Source organism: Salinigranum rubrum (assembly GCF_002906575.1).
In the GTDB taxonomy this organism is placed as follows: domain Archaea; phylum Halobacteriota; class Halobacteria; order Halobacteriales; family Haloferacaceae; genus Salinigranum; species Salinigranum rubrum.
This window is the reverse complement of record NZ_CP026312.1, coordinates 90314-109049: the sequence shown is the minus strand read 5'-3', so window position 1 is coordinate 109049 and position 18736 is coordinate 90314. Positions and strand designations below refer to the sequence as shown.

The window sequence follows — 18736 nt, the reverse complement described above, 5'->3', positions numbered from 1 at the left end:
ATTTTAAATAGAATGAGCGGACATGTAGGATTTGCCATGGTCAGCATAGGCATCAATACCTGGCTCTACGCCAGTTTCCCGGTCTGGACGCCGAGCTACACGCTCGAAAGCACGATCGATCACATCGACGCCGCTGGCTTCGACTCCATCGAGTTCGGAGCGGCATCACCCCACGCCTGGCCGCAGTACATGGACGAGGAGCGGCAGGCGTCTATCCAAGAGCGCCTCGACGCGAGCGACTTGACAGTGTCGAGCATCTGCCCGGCACTGGGTGGCGGCCCCGGTCCGAACCCGGCCAGCCCACTCGAAGTCGAACGCGAGGCGGCGCGCGAACACTACCTCGGCTGCCTCGACGTGGCCGAGGCGTTCGACAGCGACATCGTGATCTGGGTCGGCGGCTGGCGGCTCCAGGGACAGCGCTACGAGGACGCCTGGGCGAACCAGCGTGCCGTCTTGAACGACGTCCTGGAGGCCGCAGAACGGATGGAGAAGACGGTCGCCATTGAGGCGAACGCCGCGGACGTCAACCTCATCGAGACGACGCAGGACCAGCTGCGCCTGCTCGACGAGGTGGACTCTCCGAACGCTGGGGCGATGATGGACACGGCACACGCCGCCCATCGTGGCGAGTCGCCGACCATCTACGTGGAGGAGCTGGCAGACGACCTCGTCCACCTGCACCTCGCGGACACCGACCGCCTCCCTCCAGGTGAGGGGGGCCTCTCGTTCCAGGCGATGTTCGAGAAGCTGGACGATGTCGGCTACGACGGCCACTACACAGCCGAGATCTTCGGTGGACACCTCAATCCCGACGAGGCGGCACTCACCACCCGACAGAACCTCGCGGCGATGCTGGAGTGACGATGGCGTCCGTCACAGTCGACAGCATTTCGAAGGTGTACGACGACGACGGGTCGGATATCGTCGCGGTTTCCGACATGGACATCGAGATCCACGACGGCGAGTTTCTCGTCCTCGTGGGACCGTCGGGCTGTGGGAAGTCGACGACGCTCCGGTGTATCGCCGGGCTCGAATCGGTGACAGACGGCGACATCTACATCGGCGATGAGCGAGTCACAGACCAGGGGGCGAGCGAGCGCAACATCGCGATGGTGTTCCAGAACTACGCGCTATACCCTCACATGACTGCCCGTGGGAACATGTCGTTTGGTCTGAGGATGTCGACGGACTACTCCGACGCGGAGATCGAAGACCGGGTGGCGACGACGGCCTCTCTCATGGGCATCGAAAACCTCCTCGACAAGCGGCCCGGAGAACTCTCCGGTGGGCAGCAACAACGTGTTGCCCTGGGACGAGCCATCGTCCGTGATCCCGCTCTGTTCCTGATGGACGAGCCGCTCTCGAACCTCGACGCCAAGCTCCGGACAGAGATGCGGACCGAACTCCAGAGCCTCCAGGAGGAGCTGGGAACCACGACCGTCTACGTCACACACGACCAGACGGAAGCGATGACGATGGCCGACCGCATCGCCATCCTGAACGACGGAGAACTCCAGCAGATCGGGAGTCCTCTCGAGTGTTACTACCAGCCGGCCAATCAGTTCGTCGCGAGCTTCATCGGCTCGCCGTCGATGAACTTCCTCGAGGTGGCGGTCACCGAGGAAACGTTCGAACACGATGCGTTCAGCCTACCGATTCCCGCGACGCTGCGTGATACCGTCGCGGGGATGGAACGGGTCGTCCTCGGTGTTCGACCGGAAGACGTCGTGATCGAAGCCGAACCGAACGACGAGCCGGAAACCCTAGCGGCGACTGTCGACGTCGTCGAACCGATGGGCGATCTCTCGTACGTCTACCTCTCCATCAGCGACGCCGACGTGACTGCCACGGTCGAGGGGAAGCGGGTGTTCACCACCGGACAGACAGTCGCGATGCGGTTCCCGCCGGATCATCTGCACCTGTTCGATCCGACGACCGGTGACGCATTCCGAACGCAACAGGTGCCGGACGACCAGACGACGGCGAGGAGTGGAGAGGAAATCACCAGCTGACAGGGCGCTTCCACACCCACTCCAACTAACAGCGCACGGACGGCGGTGCCAGGGAACGACACCCAAGGCGACTTTTTGCGGCGAGAACACGGATGGATCGCGTTGACTGTCGTTACCAGCCACGGTTATTGCAGGCGTTTCCTCAGTGCGAAAGCGCAGAGAGGTGCCACCGGACCGAAAACCGGACTTAACACCGATAAGACAGTAGCAAATGCCCTCAGGTGACGGGACGAACGAGTCCGATGAATCGGCCGCGTTCTCCAGTGAGAAACCCAGAGTCGAATAGTAATTGATACCGTAGAACCACACGAACGACGGTGATACTTTGACGATACGTGTTTCATCAGAGATCAGAGCGGATAACTCAACAGCGAATCTCGTTCTCCCATCGGAAACAGCTCACATACTACTCAATTCCCCGCTGAAAACTCTCTGAGCGTCGCTGAGAGACGCAGAACCGGGATGACGAGTATTCCGCCGGAAGGACGAATCTCGAACACCCTGTGCGCCCCTCTGCGTGTCCCGTTACTCTGGACATGTGGGCCGTACGAGCCCCCCTGTTCGTGGGAGTGGACCTCCCACCGGTGGAACGAATCAGTTACAAGTATAATGCTGTAATCGCCTGAAACACGCAGCTGTCGCCCCTCCTACCGGTGGACCGTCGTGTTGAATCACGCCCCGTGTATCGTTCAGCTGGTGCAGATGGCTCTGTATTACGGATCTATGTGTGTAATTACTCTCTGTTGAATCAGGTACTGGACCGCGGAGGTGAGGGGAGAACGCACGCCGGGAGTGACGGGACCACTCACTCGTAGTGTGATCTGATTTCCGTCGGTGCTTCCTCCTGGAAGTATGTCGGATAGAGATCAAGAAGATTGCCGCGGTGGATTGGGAGGACGCCGGAGACGATGAACTGCGGAGTGTTGTTCGCGAGGAGCGAATTTCCGATCATGTTGGCTTCGATGTGTCCCTGTTGATACGGGAACTGCGCGCCCGTGGCCTTGATGGGGCCGTTTCGCGCGATGTTCGTCGCCGTCTCCACACTCAGGTCGGTGGTGGTGATCACGATGTCGTCCATGCCCAGGTCGAGGGCGGCTGCTGCGGCCTGCGTCCCCGGTGGGTCGCCCCAGCTGACGAACAGCCCCTCGATGTCAGGGTTGGCAACGAGCAGCTCCTGGGTGCGCTGATAGACGTCGTCGGGATCTGTGAACCCGGCCTCGGCGACGAGTTCGATACTTCCAGCAGCTTCCAGGATGTCGCGCGCCCCTCGCTCACGCTCGGACGTCACGTAGAACGGCGCGTCGAACTTGACGATGCCGACCCGTCCGGACGAGAGCGTATCGCGGAGGATCCGCCCGGCGAAGATACCGAGCCCTCTGTTGTCCGAGGAGACGGTCCCCGCGTAGTCTCGCGGGTGTTCGAACCCCCGCGGGACGTTGTCGATGAAGACGATGTCCGTTCCGGATTTGGCGACGGCGCGGTACGCGTCGGCCGTCGCGATCTGATCGATGGGGATCGAGACGAGCGCGTCGATGTCCCGTTCGGCGAGTGACTCGAGGATCTCGGCCTGATTACTCGCGTCGAACTCGGGATTGTAGACGCCCTCGATCTCGATACCGAGCTCACCGAACCGTTCTTCCAGACCCATCCGCTGGAGTCTGACGTAGTCGGTCTTGAGGTAGTGGAAGACGATGGCAGCCGTGTACTCGCCGGTACGGAGCGCCTCGACGTCTGCGGGAGTGAGTTCGACACTCTCAGCAGGTTGTGGGGCTGCACCGTTCGGCCCCTTCCCGATTGGATTCCCCGACAGGATCGTTCTCATTGTGCCCTCGTTTCTGTGGTGTACTAATAGATTTTGTGGAGGGCGGCGTGTTCGACGTCCGAAGGGTGACGTTCGGACAGGAGACGCCGTTTTCGATGGATGTTCGTGCCAGGACCGAGTGATGCACATCTACTCGCGTCACGCTCTGATACAGTCGATAATTATAAATAACTGGGCGGAACAGTACTCGTTGTGGAAGCTTAACATGAGAGATAACCACAGTCGTCGTAGGTTCATGAGAGCTCTCGGTGCAACTGGTCTCGGCGTCGGCCTCGCAGGCTGTGCGGGCAGCGGGGGCGGGAGCAACGGAGGCGGCAGCTCCGGTGAAGGCGACAGCTCCGGTGGCAGCAGCGGAAGCGACAGTTCAGGCGAGGTACTGTTCGACCTTGACGCGATCGAACCGGATGAACTCGTTGGAGAGGGACCGTTCGGTAGTGACGCTAGCCCCCCCAGTTCGGTCGAACTCACCGACGAAGAAGTCAAAGAGATTCAGGAGGGAGACTACTCCGTCGAAATCGTCTTCCAGTTCAAGCAAGACACGTGGGTCCGACTGCAAGAGAAAGCTATCAGACAACGGTGTGACGAGTTGGGGATCGAAATAACAGGCGTCCAGTATCCGGATTTCGATCCTGAACAACAGAGTAATATGCTCCAAACGGTTGCCCAGAAATCCGACGTCGACGGGATTTTCTCGATACCCGTCGATACTGCGGCGACGAAAGGAGCGTATCGCGCCGTCGCTGATGCCGGCAAAGAACTGGTTTTCATGGACAACGTCCCTGATGGATTCGAACATCCAGAGGATTATACGGGGGTGGTAGCTGCTGATAACCGGGCGATGGGATTGATCGGCGGTCGGATGTTGGAATCGCTCGTCGACGGCGGTAAGATCATCGTGCTCGAATTCGACGTGCCCTTCTACGTCGTCGACGAACGGGAAGCCGGAATGAAGAGCGTCCTCGAGCCGAACGACGACTATCAGCTCGAAACGTTCGGGTTCACCGATCCCGGAAACGTGACGTCGCTCGCACAGAACGCGCTCACTGCGAACCCCGACGCTGTCGGAGTCTGGGCGCCGTGGGTTGACCCTCCCGGTGCACAGGCGGTCCAGGCCCTCGAAGAACAGGGGATGGACATACCCCTCGTGTCCTGCGACCTGGGTCGACGGGGTGCTGTACTGATGGCAGAGCGTTCCCCGTTGAAAGGCGTTGGCTCACAGCAACCGTTCGCGCAGGGTCTCGCGGAGGTGGATATGATGGCCAAAGGGCTCCTCGGTAAAGAGACGCCACCCTACGTCGCACTGCCGTCACCGGCTGTTGCACGCCAGAACTTGTTAGAGATGTATGAAAAGATCATCCGCGAAGAGCCCCCGGAGGAAGTCACTAAGCACTTCCAGTGACGATCGACGAGAAAACCACACATGGCAATACAAGAGAAATCCACTTACGGACGGATCATCGAGAACACCGTCAGTAGAGCAGGGGAACTCGGGCTCTTAGCCGCGGCGATCGTCGTTCTGGGTGCCTTCTTCACCGTTGTAAGCCCGGTATTCCTCTCCGTTGGAAACTTCGTTAACATCATCCGGGCGACTTCGATCGTCATCGTCCTGGCGCTGGGAATGACGTACGTCATCGTGAGCGCCGAGATAGACGTGTCCATCGGCGGCATCATGGCCTTCAGTGGCGTTCTTGCGGGCTTGACTATCAACGAGTACGGTGCGGTCGCTGGCGTCCTCGTTGCGCTCGCCGTCGGTCTCACGTTCGGGATACTGAACGGTGTCATCACCGTCCGGTTCGGTATTCCGTCGTTCATCGTCACTATCGGCATGCTCGGGGTAACCCGCGGAGGAGCGTTCATCGCATCCGGTCAGTCCACGGTGATCGTGCGAAACGAGGCTGTAACGTCGGTGTTCGGCGGGAATCTTGCTGGGCTTCCGAACCTGATCATCTGGGCACTCGGGCTTTCGGTCGTTGCAGCGGTGGTTCTCTGGAAGACGAAGTTCGGGAGACACGTGTATGCGACCGGTGATTCGGAACAAGCAGCGAGGTACTCCGGTATCAACACGACCAAGGTAAAAGTTCTAACGCTAACGATGGCAGGACTCTGTGCGGGTATCGCCGGCCTCCTGTTCATCGGTCGACTCGGTGTCGCTCGGCCAGGGATGGGAGGCGGAATCGAACTGGCTGTTATCGCGGCTGTGATCATCGGTGGTACGTCGTTGTTCGGTGGTCGAGGGACGATCCTCGGGACGATCCTCGGAGCACTGCTGATCAGTGTCATCGACAACGGCCTCGTACTCCTGGGTTACGGTTCGAGCTGGCAACAGCTCATTCGAGGCATCGTGATCATCGTTGCGGTCGCGATTCGAGCCAAGGATCAAGAGGGTGGTTGGCTATGAGTGAGATAATTCGCGTCGACAACCTGTCGAAACAGTTCGGACAGGTGCAGGCACTCGAAGACGTCTCGTTCAGCATTAACGAGAACGAGGTCTTTGCTCTCCTCGGAGACAACGGTGCCGGTAAATCGACGCTGATCAAGATCCTGAGCGGCGTTCTCCAGCGAACGAGCGGTGAGATATACATCCACGGCGAACAGGTCGACCTCGAAGACTACAACGATGCCGAGGAGATGGGAATCGAAACTGTCTATCAGGACCTTGCTATTGCCCCCAACCGAACGGTTGCCGAGAACATCTACCTGGGGGACGAAATCCTGCTTGAGGGGCCACTCGGCCGCTTACTAAACTTCGTGGACGACGATCGGATGGAAGCCGGGTCACGTGAACTGCTCTCCCGACTAGAATTAGATCTGAACCCGCGGAGCGAAGTCAAGAACTTCTCCGGTGGAGAACAGCAAAGCGTCGCAATCGCGCGAGCGCTCCAATCGGATCCAGAGATCGTAATAATGGACGAGCCGACGAGCGCACTCTCTATCGAAGCAACACGACGGATACTCGAGCTCATCAAACGGCTTAGAGACCAAGGGGTGACAATCATCCTCATCAGCCACAACCTCGAAAACATCTTCGAGGTTGCCGACCGTGCCGCAGTACTTGCGTCAGGGCGCCTGATAGGCGTGGAGGACCTGGAAGGAGTAACTGACGACGAGTTAGTTGGGATGATGATGGGGAGGGAACGACGCAGCTCATAAGTTATCCGCCCTCGGCGACCAGCACGGTCGTCCGATAACCATCTGAAGGCAGACCAGTCGGCCTGATCGTCGGTCGCCGGGGATCCGCTTGACTCCGACGATACATATATCAGAAAAAATATATTAACAGCACTACCATGCCGAAGAAACCGAAGTTTTATATGAGCTCAGACTGATATAATCGTATGGTGTTAAGAGACAATAGTAACGCCAAGGAGGTGCCGGAAGACGTCGTCACAGTCGAACAGATCGATGGAACGTGGTGGTTTGTCGGTCCCGATGGTGACAGGTTCGTCACATTAGGTGTCAATCATATCGAGCCACATCTCTGGCTTGGGTCGTACAACGAAGCGGAAACCCTCGAACGCCACGGAGAGGACTTCACGACGATGTACGACACGTTCAATCCGTACGGCGATGCCGCCGAAGACTGGATCGAGACCATCGTCGAGAAAGTGACCGCACTCGGTTTCAACTCGTTCGGGCGACACGTGCAAGCGGGCGTTCCTCACCAGTACTACGCCGACGATATCTACTACGTTGCGCCGATGAATACGGCGCCCATCGCGTCGTGGAAACAGGTACAGGAGAACGCGTTCAAACTGTTCGGTCCGTTCCCAGACCCGTTCTCCGACGAGTTCGAACGTGACGTCGCGCATCGAGTCGAACAGGTCTGTCTGAAGCATCGCGCGGAAGAGAACTTGTTGGGGTACTTCTACGCTGACCTGCCGTGGTGGCAACTCCGACCGGACGAGCAGCGCGATTACGACGAGCACACGTTTATCTTCCCGTGGGCGACGGCAATCATTCAGATGGACGCCGACGCGGCCGGCAAGCAGCGCTGGGTCGAGGTCCTACAGGACGCTTACCACAGCGCAAGTGAGGCCGCAGACGTCTATAACATCGATGCAGACTCGTGGGACGACCTGGCTGAAACGAAAGACTGGTTCGATCCTACCGACGACGAGTCGGTCTACGAGGACCTGCTAACGCTGATGAGGGGTGTTGCCGACCGCTGGTACGGACTTCACGAAGAGTACATCCGCCAGTACGACGGCAAACACCTCATTCTGGGTGATAAACAGAACTTCATCCCGGAGTGGCTCTTCCCGTTCCTCGAAGAGTACGTCGACGTCACGCTCATCCAGAAGTACGAGCCCTTCGAGGCCCATCACGAGACGGTCGAGCGACTCTACGAGAAGACAGGGAACCCGATCGTCAACGGCGACGGGTCGTTCAGCATCGTCAGAGACGAACAGTCAGTGGCGGGATCGAAAGGTTATCACTTCGACACGGAAGAAGAAGTCGGCGAGGCGTACCGACAGTACGTCCGAAAGAGCCTCGAACAGCCGTACATGCTTGGCTGGCACCATTGTGGGGTCATCGAACAGTGGGACGATTCCGAGCGCGGCGACATCGAAACGAGCGAAACCGGTTTCCTGGACCCGTACGAAACCGAATACGACGTAATCACCGATCACATCGAAGAAGCGAATCGAATGGCAGCGCAGTGGCACGGAGACGTCGCTGCAGACGGAGGTGTCGAGGATGAGTAATCCCACAACCGCGCAGGATGATGTCCGTGAATCCCTCAGCCGCACGCTCGAAGATCCCGTTCAGTCGGGGATCCTGTCTGTCCTGATCCGTGCGGCAGGGTCCGAACTCAACCCGTCGCGAATCTGCAAACGGGCTGGAATCGACCTCGAAACGTTTTACGAAAACATCGACGAATTAGAAGAATCCGGTTTGGTGCAGTACACTTACATCGTGGGTAATGGACCGGTGTACGAAGTCGATCGGAGCAACCTCGCGTCAGCGATCGAAGCACTCGCGTAAGCGAATTAAGCAAACCACAACTACAACACGAACATGAAAGGAGTTGTCCTCCCCGGAGACAAAGAAGCGTACGTACAGGAGTGGGACCGTGCGTCCCTCGAAACCGACGAAGTCCGTGTCGGAATCGGCGCGGCAGCGCTCTGTCGCAGCGACATGAGCCTCTACTACGGGAACCCTCTCGTTGGGAGCAAACCCGCCGGCGAGGTGATCCCCGGCCACGAACCGGCGGGGACCATCGTCGAGGTCGGCGACAACGTCGACCACCTCTCGGAAGGAGACCGCGTCGCGATCAACTGCTTTGCGGGCTGTGAGCACTGCGAGTACTGTCAACGAGGAGAACCGAACCTCTGTCCCCACGTCGAAATTCTCGGATTCGACCGCCACGGCGGCGACGCCGAGGAGCTCGTCACTCCCGCGTCGACCTGTCACCTGATGCCCGACGAAATGAGCATGGGGGTCGGTGCCATTGCGACGGACGCGCTCGGGAACCTCTACAGTACCCTCAACGAGTGTAACGTCAACGGGACCGACACGGTCGGCATCATCGGTCTCGGTCCGATGGGTCTCGCAGGCGTCGTCAATGCCGATGCGATGGGGGCAGACGTCGTCGTGTACGAACTCGTCGACCACCGCCGCGAGAAAGGGCTCGAACTCGGGGCCGAGTACGCCATCGATCCGAGCGAGGAGGACGCCCAGGCACGCACCGACGAGATTACGAACGGCCGTGGACTCGACCTCGTCGTCGACTGCTCGGGCGCTCAACCCGGAATTGAGATGGGCTTCGGCCTCGTCAAAAAGAACGGAACGTTCGCCCAGATCGGGGAAACTGATAACGTGACGTTGAACCCCAGCGAGGATCTCATCCACAAGAAGGTCAACTACATGGGATCGTGGTACTTCCGGACGTGGGAGTGGCCGGAGATCGCCGATTTCATCGTCAACAAGATCGGAAACGACCGCGCCGGCCAGATCATCTCTCACGAGTACCCCCTCGAAGAGGAAAGCGTCCAGGAGGCGTTCAGGAAGTTCGACAATCGGGAGACTCAGAAGGTCATCTTCACCCCGTAGGTCGGTCGGAAGGCGCACAGAGCGCTAGTAGAAATCTCGGGGAATGTGAGAGCCCTCTGCAAGGGGGTCTCTCGACTCCAGCGAGAATTTCACCTCGATAAAGTTCTTCGTCTGGAGGATGAGCGACGGCAGTTCTTCTTTGAAGTGATCGTCAGACAGCAACGAGACCGGTCCAGATAGACCGACCGCACCGACGACGGCGCCTCCTTCTGGAACGACCGGGGCTCCGATGCCGCGAATCCCGGGGACGGCTTCTTCGTCCTCAAAGGCGATCCCCTCGTTCCGGATGGTTTCGAGTTCGTCGGCTAGCGCGTCCCGGTCGGTGATCGTGTTCTCCGTCTTCGCTGCGAGCGGCCGTGAGAGGAGCGCGGACCGCTGGTCGTCAGGCAACTCCGCTAGCATCGCTTTGCCTGCCGCTGAACTGTGCAGTGAGATCTGTTTTCCGACACTCAGATTTGGCGCAACCGCGTCCTCACCGTGTGCAGTGTGGATGCAATACGCGTGGTCCTGTCCCAGCGCCGTGAGATACGCAAAGTAGCTGCTCTTCTCTGCGAGCTTGTCCACCTCAGCAGCACCGATCTGATACAGCTGACTGTTGCTCTTGACGTACTCGCCCATCAACAAAAAACGGTAGCTCAGCTGATACTCGTTGCCGTGTTTGGCGACGAACCCGGACTTGACTAGCGTCGAGAGCTGTTTGTACGCGCCGCTTTTGGACATTCCCAGATACTCGGCGACCTCCGTGACTCCCGCACCGTTGAGCGCCCTCAGGGCGTTGATCACACCGACTGCCCGCTCGACCGCTCCGACCGTATCAGGGGGCTGTCGGTTGTCATTCATGGATGAGGGAGGATGAAACGGGAGACCACTTAGGTATTCGGGAGTCCAAACAGGAGGGTGTCAAGGTTAGAGCGACGCATTGTGAAGAGCAGCGAAGGCTCTGAGCCACGATCTCGTTGAGCTGGCGGTGCTTCGATAGGGAAATCGGTGCCAGAAGCGCCTGGTTCGGTACTTGAACAGACCGAACCAGGCTTCGATGAGTGACCGATTTCCCCACGTTTCACGCTCGTAGTCGCAGTCGAGGCGTTCGAGCGGCCAGTCGTACCAGGGGCCGCGGTCGGCCCGCACCAGCGGGCGACCGCGGCACTGTTTGAGCACCTCTTTGAGAAACAGCAATGCGTCGAGGCTTGAGCGGCCGGGCGAAACGTCGACGGCTAGGACCTCTAACGTCTCACAATCGACTGCCGCCCAGACGTAGTACTCCTCGCCGTCGATTTCGATCTTCGTCTCGTCGACGGCGACTTCCTGGCGAGGCTGGCAGTCCGGCTCGAACAAGTGCTTCAACCGATGAAACCACTGTCTGATTGCTTCGTAGGACCGGTCAACGAACGGTTCGATTCGTCGGTACGACAGGCCAGCGTGATACAGAAATGCCGCGAGGACACGCCGCTCCGTCGGCGTGTCCTCACGCGAAAATACTTCCTGCTGGCGTGCCTTCTCAACCATGCGGTCGAGCATCTTCTGATCACCCAACAGACTGCTCGACCGCGTCTTCCTTCACGCTAAGGTTGACACCCTCCCAAACAGGCACCGCTAACTTAGGCAGACGTTCCAGACCCAGGCGAACTGCCGAAGCCAGTTGTTTGTGGTGACAACGTCGTTACCGGTGAATGACGCGTAGAACGTGTCAATGCGGCGTTTCAGTTCCTGAATCCACCGTTCGATGCGGTTTCTCACGCTGTGGCGACGAATGATGCGAGTGACACCGATTCTGGTGAAGACGGGGCCGTAGCTGGCCCCGTCTGTCACCACGATTGGCGGGGCTCGCCCATACAACTCGGCGATTTCGGCCAGAAATCGTCGAGTTGTGAGGTAGTTTCTCGACGGTGCGACCGACGCGTGGATGAGGTGACGCGTCTCCGGATCAACCGCGGTAAACAGCGTGAACTCTTGGCCACGCTGTTTGATTGCGGTCTCGTCCATCAACAGCACAGCCGGCAGGTCGGCGGCGGGCCGCCGACCAGCCTCTCCGAGTCGTTGTCCGAACTTCTGAACCCACTTCCACACCGCCACGTCCGACCGTTCAACGCCGATCCATCCGAGAACGCGCGCAACCTTTCGGAAGCTCACCCCGAAATTGTACAGCAGGATCGCCAGCTCAACGAGGTGGCGATCCGTCCGCTCCCGCTCGAAAAACTCAATCTCGTCTAAGACTTCGGTTAATTCGGGGAGGTTGGTTTTCATCAACTCCAACAGGAGCCAAACCTCCCCAACCTTTTCGCTAAGTTCTTGACTTCGCACGTTTATCTCGACCAGTCGCGTAGAGGGGCTGATGCTGCCGATCACGTCGTTTCTCTCCTGTACGTCTCCAATTGACGAGCTAGAGTGTCTCTCGTATCACCAGAAGCATCACGCGAAAACCTACGTCACAGGTCTTGTTGCGGCCAGCAACAAGACCGTGGACGGCATCGCTACCTACGTTCTTCCGGCGAAAAGTGAACGCGCGCTCAACAAGTTCCTCACCGAGTACGATTGGGACGAAGATCGCCTCAACAGAGAACGATTGGAGCTACTCCAAACAGAGAACGAAACACGCTGGAGCAGTGACGGTGTCGTCGTCATCGACGACACCTTCACCCACAAAACCGGCAAACAAATCCCGAACGCGGGGAAGTTCTACGATCACTCCACGCGTGGGTACATCTGGGGACAAAACCTCGTTTACGCCATCTACGCCGACAAGAAAACCACCTACCCGCTGTGTTTTCGGCTGTACGAGAAAGACAGCAAGACACGCGTCGAGTTAGCGACGGAACTCGTCGACGAATGCATCGAGATAGGTGTCCCGGCGGACACCTATCTCTTCGACATTCCGTACTGTTCGGGCGAATTCGTCGCCCATCTCGAAAGCTACGGCAAAGAGTGGGTGTCTGCAATCAAAAGCGACCGGAACGTCACCTACGCAGGCGAACGGATGCGCGTCGATGCGCTGGCCGAGCGCATCGACACGCAGCCACGAACCGTCGACGGTGAGGTCTACCACATTTGGACGAAGAAGCTGGACGTCTCGAAACTCGGGGAGGTGAAGGTACTCATCACGGAGAAAGAATCAGACGACGAAGACGGTGAACTGAGCGTCAAGTACATCGTGAGCAATAAGATCGACGCGCCAGCGAGCCATCTCATCGCGTTGTACGCGATGCGATGGCGGATCGAGACGTTCTTCAGAGACACGAAGCAGGACCTCGGTTTGGGAGACTGCGAGATGCGCAGCCACGCAGGTGTCAGTCGGCACTGGCACCTGCTGATGCTCGCCTACAGTCTCCTGAAGCTCGGTGCTGCACAAAGCGCTCTGGGAACGGTGCTCTCACGAGCGACGTCGCTTCGAGCTGATCTCAAACGCTCGTTCCGTGAAGCCGTTCAAAACCTCTTGTCGTGGGCGCTTTCGAGCCCTACCCGAAGTATCGACGAACTCATGCAGGAAGTCGAAGGCCTGTTCATATAGGTGCGAAGTCAAGTAAGTTAGCACTGCCTCCAAACAGGGCACTGTGTCTTGCCCGAAGCACTGAGGCGACTCCGGACTGCTGGAGCAGGGTCCTCACTGTAGTCTTGTGGAACCAACTGCTCCATTGAAAATGCTGTACAAGAGTCGGATCCCAGCGTTTGACCGAGTTTCTTGAGGATGTTGAGTACGAACAAAAGAGCGTGTCATAGAATTCTCCTCATGCCCTGAGCATCTCCCGGCCCGGGTTGTCACCTCGTTCGTCGTTAGTGATTGCGACGACGAGTCGCAGGCACAGCGCCAGAAACACTTGCGCTCGCGCGTGAACGCGGCCTCGGGCGCGGACGTGCCCGAGGCCGCAGTCCTTGACCGCATCGTTCGTTCGCTCAACCTGTGTCCGGCGGTTGTACGTCTCCTCTAAGACCGATTGCTTCAGCTGAAGATCCTCGCTGTGTTCCTCTATTTGATCTTCAACCCTGTACTCGATATCGAGCGGTTCATCGGTGTTTCGCGGATTGTACGGCGCAACGGGCACGATTCCTGCGTCCAGCAGGAAGTCGTGCCACTCGAGTGTGTCGTAGGCACTGTCGCCAATCATCCAGATCGGAGTGTCGACGGCGAGCGCGTCACGTGTGACGCGCATCGCCGTCTCTTCTGAGGCTTGTTTCGCCTGTGTAAATTCCGCTGCGATAGGGATCTTCGCTCCCGTCGAGACGATCGTACAGCCGAAGCCGTAGTAGTGCTCTTCAGCCGTCGAATCGTAGTTCCATGACGCTTCATCATTCCATTGAATCGCCTCGACGTGAGTTGAATCAATTCGATAGGTAGAGTCGAGCAGGCCCCGGACGGCGGCCTGCTCGACAAGACGGTCGAAAACATCGTCACAGACCTGTTCGAGGTCAGTGAGGAAGCGATCGACCGCGTCTCGCGACGGCGGTCGATCGAAGCCACAACAGCGCCAGACGAGTGGATTCTGCAGTTCGCGCGTGATTGGACGAGTACCGTAGACGTTCTCGTAGTAGCAGTGCAGAAAGCCTCGGAAGAGTTCTGGTGGCTTGTGTACTCGTGTTCGCCCCCTGCAAGCGGGGGCGAACACGTCGTACTCAAGCAGAAATTCGAACTCAAGATGTTCAAACAACGGGACGGTCTTGGTCGCCGCGACATTCAAGAAGTCGTCGACCGAAGCTACGTTTTGCAGGGCTTGGGTTTTGTTGGACACATTTCCCTCGCCCTGCCACCTCGTACGTGACGCTTTCTATGACACGCTCCAAGTAGTAATGGGGACTCTGGAGGCCCAATCTTCCATAGGGTTTCTGATGAAGTATATCCAATTGCGACAGTTGGTGGGAATGGTGGAGATGGAACAATCTATGCAACTGCTCTTTATTGGGCTGAAGACTGTCATTCAATGATTGTTTGAGGAACCGATCTTTATATAATATCATAATTAACCCATCATTGTTTAACTATTTAGCACATTACGTTTCCCTTCGTGTATCTTCCACTACATTTATATCATATTCACAAGTATATTTTTTTCCATTGTATTTTAAAGTGGCTCGAATTGACCGAGGTGTATTCTCCACTACCTCGTGAAATTTCACCTCAGGCTCTGCAATCACTTTTCCGCTCTGATTTAGAAGAATAATATAATTAACTGTGATTGACCACGAGTCAGCGTTATTGTTAATTCCAACCTGTATGCCTTTTGTACTACTATTTATACGACTATCCAATATTGATTTTAAATAGTCAGACACAAATCTCGGACATTCAGTTTCAGCCCATTGTTCAAACGAGTCATAAATATAAGTAAATTCGTCACTATTGGTACTATTTGCCGATGGAATTCTACGAAAACCGATAACTGTCGTTTGTGATCCAGAAGTATCACTGTACTTTTGTTTCGCCTCAACATTAGCTGTTATCGTCTCATTTTGAGCGTCTCCTTGGGTAGGGGGATTACTCTGATATTCCGGGGTAGAATTCGCATCGTTAAATGCAGACATTCTGTCCAAACATCCCGTACTTATCAATATCACTCCTCCAAAAACAGATTTGATAATTTTCCGTCTATCAAAAGCCATATTATTCCTAATTTGTTCTCCGAATATAATACTTTCGCCGCACGAATCTCGCATAACCTTGGCTGTTGATTTTGTTACCCCAAAGGGGTTCGGGGGCAGGAAATACGCCCTCAAGAACTAACAATGGCAACGCTCCAAGCAGCGACGACGTCGACCGGCGCGACCGTAACCGATGCACAGGCAGTCCGCCAGCTCTGCGAATCACATTGCTTCGGGACCCTGAATTGGGAAGTAGACGAAGAAGGAGAGCTCATCATCTGGGGCTACGACGCCTTCGAGATCTACGAGACTCGTGAGGATGGGCTTCCGGACTACGAAGGTGGTCTCATCACTCACGAGTTCCTCCGAAAGCTGGCCAACTATCTCGAACCCGGTGAAGAACTCGACATCCAGACCGCGGGGTATACGAAATGCCGGTTCCCGGTACTGGCAAAGCGATACGTGGTTCGCGACGGCGAGGTCCTCCACGCGGACCTCAGCACCCTCAATCCGATAGAGGAGTAGCTGAAAATCAGTCTCCCCGCAAGATGTGAGGATCCTGTTTTTCGAGGGCTGAATGACTGAGCCCTCAGGGCTTCGTGATTCAATGTCTGAACAACCATCGAACGATCCGTTTGAGGAGTGTGAGCTGAGCCCCGACGCGATCCTCGGCACTCACACCTTCGAAGACGTACTATTCACAGACGAGACGGAAACACCCGTGAATGTGTTGACCGGTGAGATGCCAGCACATTCGCAAGCAAGCGTCGACGAAGCTCGAGCCTTCGCCGCCGGAATCGACAGTGACACACCGCACATCGCACTCCCGGCATCAGTCGAAGCGCAAATCGAAACAGCAAGCAAACCGTACACAGCTGCTGCCTTCTTCCACTTCAAGGCGACCGGGTCGCTCAAGCGACATCGTGTGTACCACGCCGCCTACAACTCGGATACGTTCTCAGTTGATTTCAAGGCCGACTACGAGAGCGGAGACCTGACGATCAGCGTCGAGGAGGAGGACTGCCAGTCGGAGTTCGAGAACGTCTAGCCAGCATCGTCAGTACTATTTTTTGAGCGCCGGCGATGGGTGCCGGCGCATCACGTAGCGAGGCAGTGTGCAGTCGCGTGCGTCGGCAGACGAAGGTGAAAACCGATGCATATGGTCATTTACACTCTGGTAGAGGCATCGACGCGAGACGACGCAGTGGCCACCGGCAAAGCAGTGTTCGACCGACTGGTGGGCGCAGACCCGCATTCCCCCGCCGTGTTCGACTACTACGTGACCTTCGACGAGGAGAACACGACGGTCGCAGGCAAAGCGCGGTGGGGCGATTTACCGGCTGCAGCCCCCGTCGACTCAAACGATGGGCAGGACCTACTCGAACGAGGGTGGGAAGCGACGAAAGAAGAGTTCGAGCGTAATCTCGAACGCGTGAAGGAAGCCATCGACGAACTCTCCGACGAGGAGATCATGCGCGATGAGAACCTCTCTCGGCACGCGTTCCACCAAGTCGGTGCGTACGACGGGGCGTCGGTGTTCCTGTACGACCAGCACGCGACTGGCATCCGGCATCGCGGACAGCTGGATCGGCTCCTCGAAGAGAGTGAAGACCTCTGGATCGTCCCCGCCGACGTCCACTTCTAACCGATGCCCCGAATCACCAACTGGACACGACAGAGTCGCACCCCGTCGCTTGCGTATCGAAACACCGAGACTGGAGCCCGAGCCGTTCTCCATCGTGCACCGGACTCCTACCAGTACAAGTGGCGAGCAGCAATCCTCGTCGACGGCTATCCGGTCTGGTCACGTGGCTTCGAGACGAAGCAGGCGACAGCCTTTCGGGACGCCCTTCGAGACAGACCACTCCCTGAGCTGACCTGCCCTGAGTGCCCGAACGACGACGTTCTCGTCGGCGAGAAGGCAGCAGACGGGCCGAAAGTCCAGCGATGGTTCGACTGCCTCGACTGTGGCTACGAAGCTCGTTCGAAGATCGTCTACGGCGCTGAGCGCTGAACCCACAAGACGTCGAGGGGTAGCGTTTTTCTGGGTCCAGAAGGGGTGGCCCGATTCACATGGGCCAGATCTACAGATGAGTCTGGACGTCATTGACCGCCACAGCGAAGCACTGTTCGAGTTCCTCTGGTGTCCCGTCTGCGGGCACAAGGTGTTCAGCCACATCCCCTTCGAGGGCGTGTTTTGCAAGAACTGCAACACACAGATGGAACTCCAAGAATCGCAAGAGGATCGTGGCTACGAGGAAGCTGTCCTCGTCTGCTTCGATACCGACACAGCCTGGAACCTCCACGTCGACGAAAAACTTCGTCGCGACCTGCCTGACGGGTCGGCGAGGGTAAAGATCCTCGGCGCACCAGGTGCCTACGAGGTCGACTGGTGGAGTCCGGAACCTAGCGAGGACTGGGAACCGGTCGAGCGCGGTGAGTTCGACGACATCGAAGAACCTGCTGAGGTGTCTCACTTGGCGTGAGGAGAGAGGTTCGTTGGGTAGTTTTTCACCCCCTGAGGGGTGCGGGGGTGTTCGAACGAGCACCCCGCGAACAGAACTATGAGTTGGACAAGTGATCCACAGCCAGCTGGAACGTCACACACTTCGGATGAGACCGACGTCATCTACGTCGGCTACCGACAGCGAGGCCGCGCAATCGTCGAAAAGTATCCTGGTCGCGAACCGCTGACCCCAGATCGGAGTCTCGAGCTGGCGAACCACAGTCCCTCGGGCTTCGAATGGGGGTACACGGGGAGTGGCCCGGCGCAACTCGCGCTCGCCCTCCTGCTCGATTACACCGACGACGAGGACGTCGCACTGGCGGAGTACATGGCGTTCAAGAACGAAGTCGTGAGCCGATTGGAGTGTAGTGGTCCCAAACAGCGCTGGCGACTCACAGGACACGAGATAGATACGGCCCTTCGTGAGACAGTCGACGAACCAGTCGCACCGTCCGTCAACTAACAGTGAGAGGGAAATCCATGCCAGAACCCACCCAGCAGTCCCGTACAAACGCAGAATCGACCGAGAACAGTGCGCGACAGACTCCTACTGAATACGTCGAGCGAAGCGATGTTGGCGTCTCACTTACGGTGAAGCTGACTCGCGGCACTGGGACCCGCGACCAGGATAAGGTCACAGCCAAAGTGAAGGCGAAAACGCTCGAAGAGGCCCGCGAGGACATGGAAACCCTCCGCGAGTACATCCACGACCTCGCCAAGGACGCTCGCCAAATCCAGCCAGCAGACCTACACGAAGAGTAATTCTTTTGGGTG

The 18736-nt window shown here is 57.6% G+C and carries 22 protein-coding genes; 16 read left to right on the top strand and 6 right to left on the bottom strand.

Annotated elements, in window-relative coordinates; all coding sequences use genetic code 11:
• The first annotated feature begins 36 nt into the window (after window positions 1-36).
• Both C2R22_RS23760 and C2R22_RS23755 read left to right on the top strand, forming a co-directional pair.
• Window positions 37-861, top strand: a complete 825-nt coding sequence (locus tag C2R22_RS23760; RefSeq protein ID WP_162562654.1) for a sugar phosphate isomerase/epimerase family protein — start codon at window positions 37-39, stop codon at window positions 859-861.
• A gap of 2 nt (window positions 862-863) precedes the next feature.
• Entirely contained in the window at window positions 864-2012 is a 1149-nt protein-coding gene (locus C2R22_RS23755; protein WP_103428231.1) for an ABC transporter ATP-binding protein, read from the top strand.
• A gap of 805 nt (window positions 2013-2817) precedes the next feature.
• Here C2R22_RS23755 and C2R22_RS23750 read toward each other — a convergent pair.
• On the bottom strand, window positions 2818-3834 hold the full coding sequence (locus C2R22_RS23750; RefSeq protein ID WP_103428230.1) for a substrate-binding domain-containing protein: 1017 nt from the start codon (window positions 3832-3834) through the stop codon (window positions 2818-2820).
• A gap of 121 nt (window positions 3835-3955) precedes the next feature.
• Between C2R22_RS23750 and C2R22_RS23745 the strand changes: the two genes are divergently transcribed.
• The 6 genes from C2R22_RS23745 (at window position 3956) to C2R22_RS23720 (ending at window position 9888) form a co-directional block, all read left to right on the top strand.
• On the top strand, window positions 3956-5233 hold the full coding sequence (locus C2R22_RS23745; protein WP_162562653.1) for a substrate-binding domain-containing protein: 1278 nt from the start codon (window positions 3956-3958) through the stop codon (window positions 5231-5233).
• 21 nt (window positions 5234-5254) lie between these two features.
• Window positions 5255-6232, top strand: a complete 978-nt coding sequence (locus tag C2R22_RS23740) for an ABC transporter permease (RefSeq protein WP_103428229.1) — start codon at window positions 5255-5257, stop codon at window positions 6230-6232.
• Complete coding sequence (locus tag C2R22_RS23735) at window positions 6229-6984, top strand: ATP-binding cassette domain-containing protein (protein ID WP_103428228.1); 756 nt, start codon at window positions 6229-6231, stop codon at window positions 6982-6984. The genes C2R22_RS23740 and C2R22_RS23735 overlap by 4 nt, the downstream gene beginning before the upstream one ends.
• Before the next feature lie 185 nt (window positions 6985-7169).
• On the top strand, window positions 7170-8540 hold the full coding sequence (locus C2R22_RS23730) for a beta-agarase (RefSeq protein ID WP_103428227.1): 1371 nt from the start codon (window positions 7170-7172) through the stop codon (window positions 8538-8540).
• The gene (locus C2R22_RS23725; RefSeq protein WP_103428226.1) at window positions 8533-8820 is read left to right on the top strand and encodes a winged helix-turn-helix domain-containing protein; all 288 of its coding nucleotides are present in this window, start codon (window positions 8533-8535) and stop codon (window positions 8818-8820) included. The genes C2R22_RS23730 and C2R22_RS23725 overlap by 8 nt, the downstream gene beginning before the upstream one ends.
• 33 nt (window positions 8821-8853) lie before the next feature.
• Complete coding sequence (locus C2R22_RS23720) at window positions 8854-9888, top strand: zinc-dependent alcohol dehydrogenase (RefSeq protein ID WP_103428225.1); 1035 nt, start codon at window positions 8854-8856, stop codon at window positions 9886-9888.
• 24 nt (window positions 9889-9912) lie between these two features.
• Here the strand turns inward: C2R22_RS23720 and C2R22_RS23715 are convergent, their stop codons facing one another.
• From C2R22_RS23715 to C2R22_RS23705, 3 genes are all read right to left on the bottom strand, one after another.
• Complete coding sequence (locus C2R22_RS23715) at window positions 9913-10728, bottom strand: IclR family transcriptional regulator (RefSeq protein ID WP_103428224.1); 816 nt, start codon at window positions 10726-10728, stop codon at window positions 9913-9915.
• Window positions 10729-10794: 66 nt separating this feature from the next.
• Complete coding sequence (locus C2R22_RS23710; protein ID WP_103428223.1) at window positions 10795-11406, bottom strand: DDE-type integrase/transposase/recombinase; 612 nt, start codon at window positions 11404-11406, stop codon at window positions 10795-10797.
• Between the two features lie 75 nt (window positions 11407-11481).
• Complete coding sequence (locus tag C2R22_RS23705) at window positions 11482-12234, bottom strand: IS6 family transposase (RefSeq protein WP_103428222.1); 753 nt, start codon at window positions 12232-12234, stop codon at window positions 11482-11484.
• Between C2R22_RS23705 and C2R22_RS23700 the strand changes: the two genes are divergently transcribed.
• Entirely contained in the window at window positions 12221-13393 is a 1173-nt protein-coding gene (locus C2R22_RS23700) for an IS701 family transposase (RefSeq protein ID WP_103428221.1), read from the top strand. The genes C2R22_RS23705 and C2R22_RS23700 overlap by 14 nt on opposite strands.
• A gap of 217 nt (window positions 13394-13610) precedes the next feature.
• Here the strand turns inward: C2R22_RS23700 and C2R22_RS23695 are convergent, their stop codons facing one another.
• Both C2R22_RS23695 and C2R22_RS25480 read right to left on the bottom strand, forming a co-directional pair.
• On the bottom strand, window positions 13611-14609 hold the full coding sequence (locus tag C2R22_RS23695) for a transposase (RefSeq protein ID WP_103428220.1): 999 nt from the start codon (window positions 14607-14609) through the stop codon (window positions 13611-13613).
• Window positions 14610-14868: 259 nt separating this feature from the next.
• Window positions 14869-15477, bottom strand: a complete 609-nt coding sequence (locus C2R22_RS25480; RefSeq protein WP_162562652.1) for a hypothetical protein — start codon at window positions 15475-15477, stop codon at window positions 14869-14871.
• Window positions 15478-15600: 123 nt separating this feature from the next.
• On the opposite strand from C2R22_RS25480, the gene C2R22_RS23690 reads away from it, so the two are divergent.
• The 7 genes from C2R22_RS23690 to C2R22_RS23660 all read left to right on the top strand — a co-directional run bounded on the left by C2R22_RS23690 (window position 15601) and on the right by C2R22_RS23660 (window position 18724).
• Window positions 15601-15981: a hypothetical protein gene (locus C2R22_RS23690; protein ID WP_103428219.1), complete on the top strand. Its 381-nt coding sequence runs from the start codon at window positions 15601-15603 to the stop codon at window positions 15979-15981.
• 82 nt (window positions 15982-16063) lie between these two features.
• Window positions 16064-16504 carry a hypothetical protein gene (locus tag C2R22_RS23685; RefSeq protein ID WP_103428252.1) on the top strand — a complete coding sequence of 147 codons (441 nt, stop codon included), beginning with the start codon at window positions 16064-16066 and terminating at the stop codon, window positions 16502-16504.
• A gap of 105 nt (window positions 16505-16609) precedes the next feature.
• Window positions 16610-17101: a hypothetical protein gene (locus tag C2R22_RS23680; protein ID WP_103428218.1), complete on the top strand. Its 492-nt coding sequence runs from the start codon at window positions 16610-16612 to the stop codon at window positions 17099-17101.
• A gap of 3 nt (window positions 17102-17104) precedes the next feature.
• Window positions 17105-17470, top strand: coding sequence for a DUF7568 family protein (locus C2R22_RS23675; protein ID WP_103428217.1), 366 nt, complete (start codon window positions 17105-17107; stop codon window positions 17468-17470).
• A gap of 76 nt (window positions 17471-17546) precedes the next feature.
• Window positions 17547-17942 carry a DUF7567 family protein gene (locus tag C2R22_RS23670; protein ID WP_103428216.1) on the top strand — a complete coding sequence of 132 codons (396 nt, stop codon included), beginning with the start codon at window positions 17547-17549 and terminating at the stop codon, window positions 17940-17942.
• Between the two features lie 78 nt (window positions 17943-18020).
• A complete protein-coding gene (locus tag C2R22_RS23665; RefSeq protein WP_103428215.1) occupies window positions 18021-18425 on the top strand; it encodes a DUF6166 domain-containing protein in 405 nt (134 codons plus the stop codon).
• A 17-nt stretch (window positions 18426-18442) separates the two neighbouring features.
• Window positions 18443-18724: a DUF7389 domain-containing protein gene (locus tag C2R22_RS23660; protein ID WP_103428214.1), complete on the top strand. Its 282-nt coding sequence runs from the start codon at window positions 18443-18445 to the stop codon at window positions 18722-18724.
• Window positions 18725-18736 lie beyond the last annotated feature (12 nt).

Coding starts and splice junctions, on each gene's coding strand:
- C2R22_RS23760 (WP_162562654.1), top strand. CDS start 37: ATGGTCAGCATAGGCATCAATACCTGGCTCTACGCCAGTTTCCCGGTC.
- C2R22_RS23755 (WP_103428231.1), top strand. CDS start 864: ATGGCGTCCGTCACAGTCGACAGCATTTCGAAGGTGTACGACGACGAC.
- C2R22_RS23750 (WP_103428230.1), bottom strand. CDS start 3,834: ATGAGAACGATCCTGTCGGGGAATCCAATCGGGAAGGGGCCGAACGGT.
- C2R22_RS23745 (WP_162562653.1), top strand. CDS start 3,956: ATGCACATCTACTCGCGTCACGCTCTGATACAGTCGATAATTATAAAT.
- C2R22_RS23740 (WP_103428229.1), top strand. CDS start 5,255: ATGGCAATACAAGAGAAATCCACTTACGGACGGATCATCGAGAACACC.
- C2R22_RS23735 (WP_103428228.1), top strand. CDS start 6,229: ATGAGTGAGATAATTCGCGTCGACAACCTGTCGAAACAGTTCGGACAG.
- C2R22_RS23730 (WP_103428227.1), top strand. CDS start 7,170: ATGGTGTTAAGAGACAATAGTAACGCCAAGGAGGTGCCGGAAGACGTC.
- C2R22_RS23725 (WP_103428226.1), top strand. CDS start 8,533: ATGAGTAATCCCACAACCGCGCAGGATGATGTCCGTGAATCCCTCAGC.
- C2R22_RS23720 (WP_103428225.1), top strand. CDS start 8,854: ATGAAAGGAGTTGTCCTCCCCGGAGACAAAGAAGCGTACGTACAGGAG.
- C2R22_RS23715 (WP_103428224.1), bottom strand. CDS start 10,728: ATGAATGACAACCGACAGCCCCCTGATACGGTCGGAGCGGTCGAGCGG.
- C2R22_RS23710 (WP_103428223.1), bottom strand. CDS start 11,406: ATGCTCGACCGCATGGTTGAGAAGGCACGCCAGCAGGAAGTATTTTCG.
- C2R22_RS23700 (WP_103428221.1), top strand. CDS start 12,221: ATGCTGCCGATCACGTCGTTTCTCTCCTGTACGTCTCCAATTGACGAG.
- C2R22_RS25480 (WP_162562652.1), bottom strand. CDS start 15,477: ATGGCTTTTGATAGACGGAAAATTATCAAATCTGTTTTTGGAGGAGTG.
- C2R22_RS23690 (WP_103428219.1), top strand. CDS start 15,601: ATGGCAACGCTCCAAGCAGCGACGACGTCGACCGGCGCGACCGTAACC.
- C2R22_RS23685 (WP_103428252.1), top strand. CDS start 16,064: ATGTCTGAACAACCATCGAACGATCCGTTTGAGGAGTGTGAGCTGAGC.
- C2R22_RS23680 (WP_103428218.1), top strand. CDS start 16,610: ATGCATATGGTCATTTACACTCTGGTAGAGGCATCGACGCGAGACGAC.
- C2R22_RS23675 (WP_103428217.1), top strand. CDS start 17,105: ATGCCCCGAATCACCAACTGGACACGACAGAGTCGCACCCCGTCGCTT.
- C2R22_RS23670 (WP_103428216.1), top strand. CDS start 17,547: ATGAGTCTGGACGTCATTGACCGCCACAGCGAAGCACTGTTCGAGTTC.
- C2R22_RS23665 (WP_103428215.1), top strand. CDS start 18,021: ATGAGTTGGACAAGTGATCCACAGCCAGCTGGAACGTCACACACTTCG.
- C2R22_RS23660 (WP_103428214.1), top strand. CDS start 18,443: ATGCCAGAACCCACCCAGCAGTCCCGTACAAACGCAGAATCGACCGAG.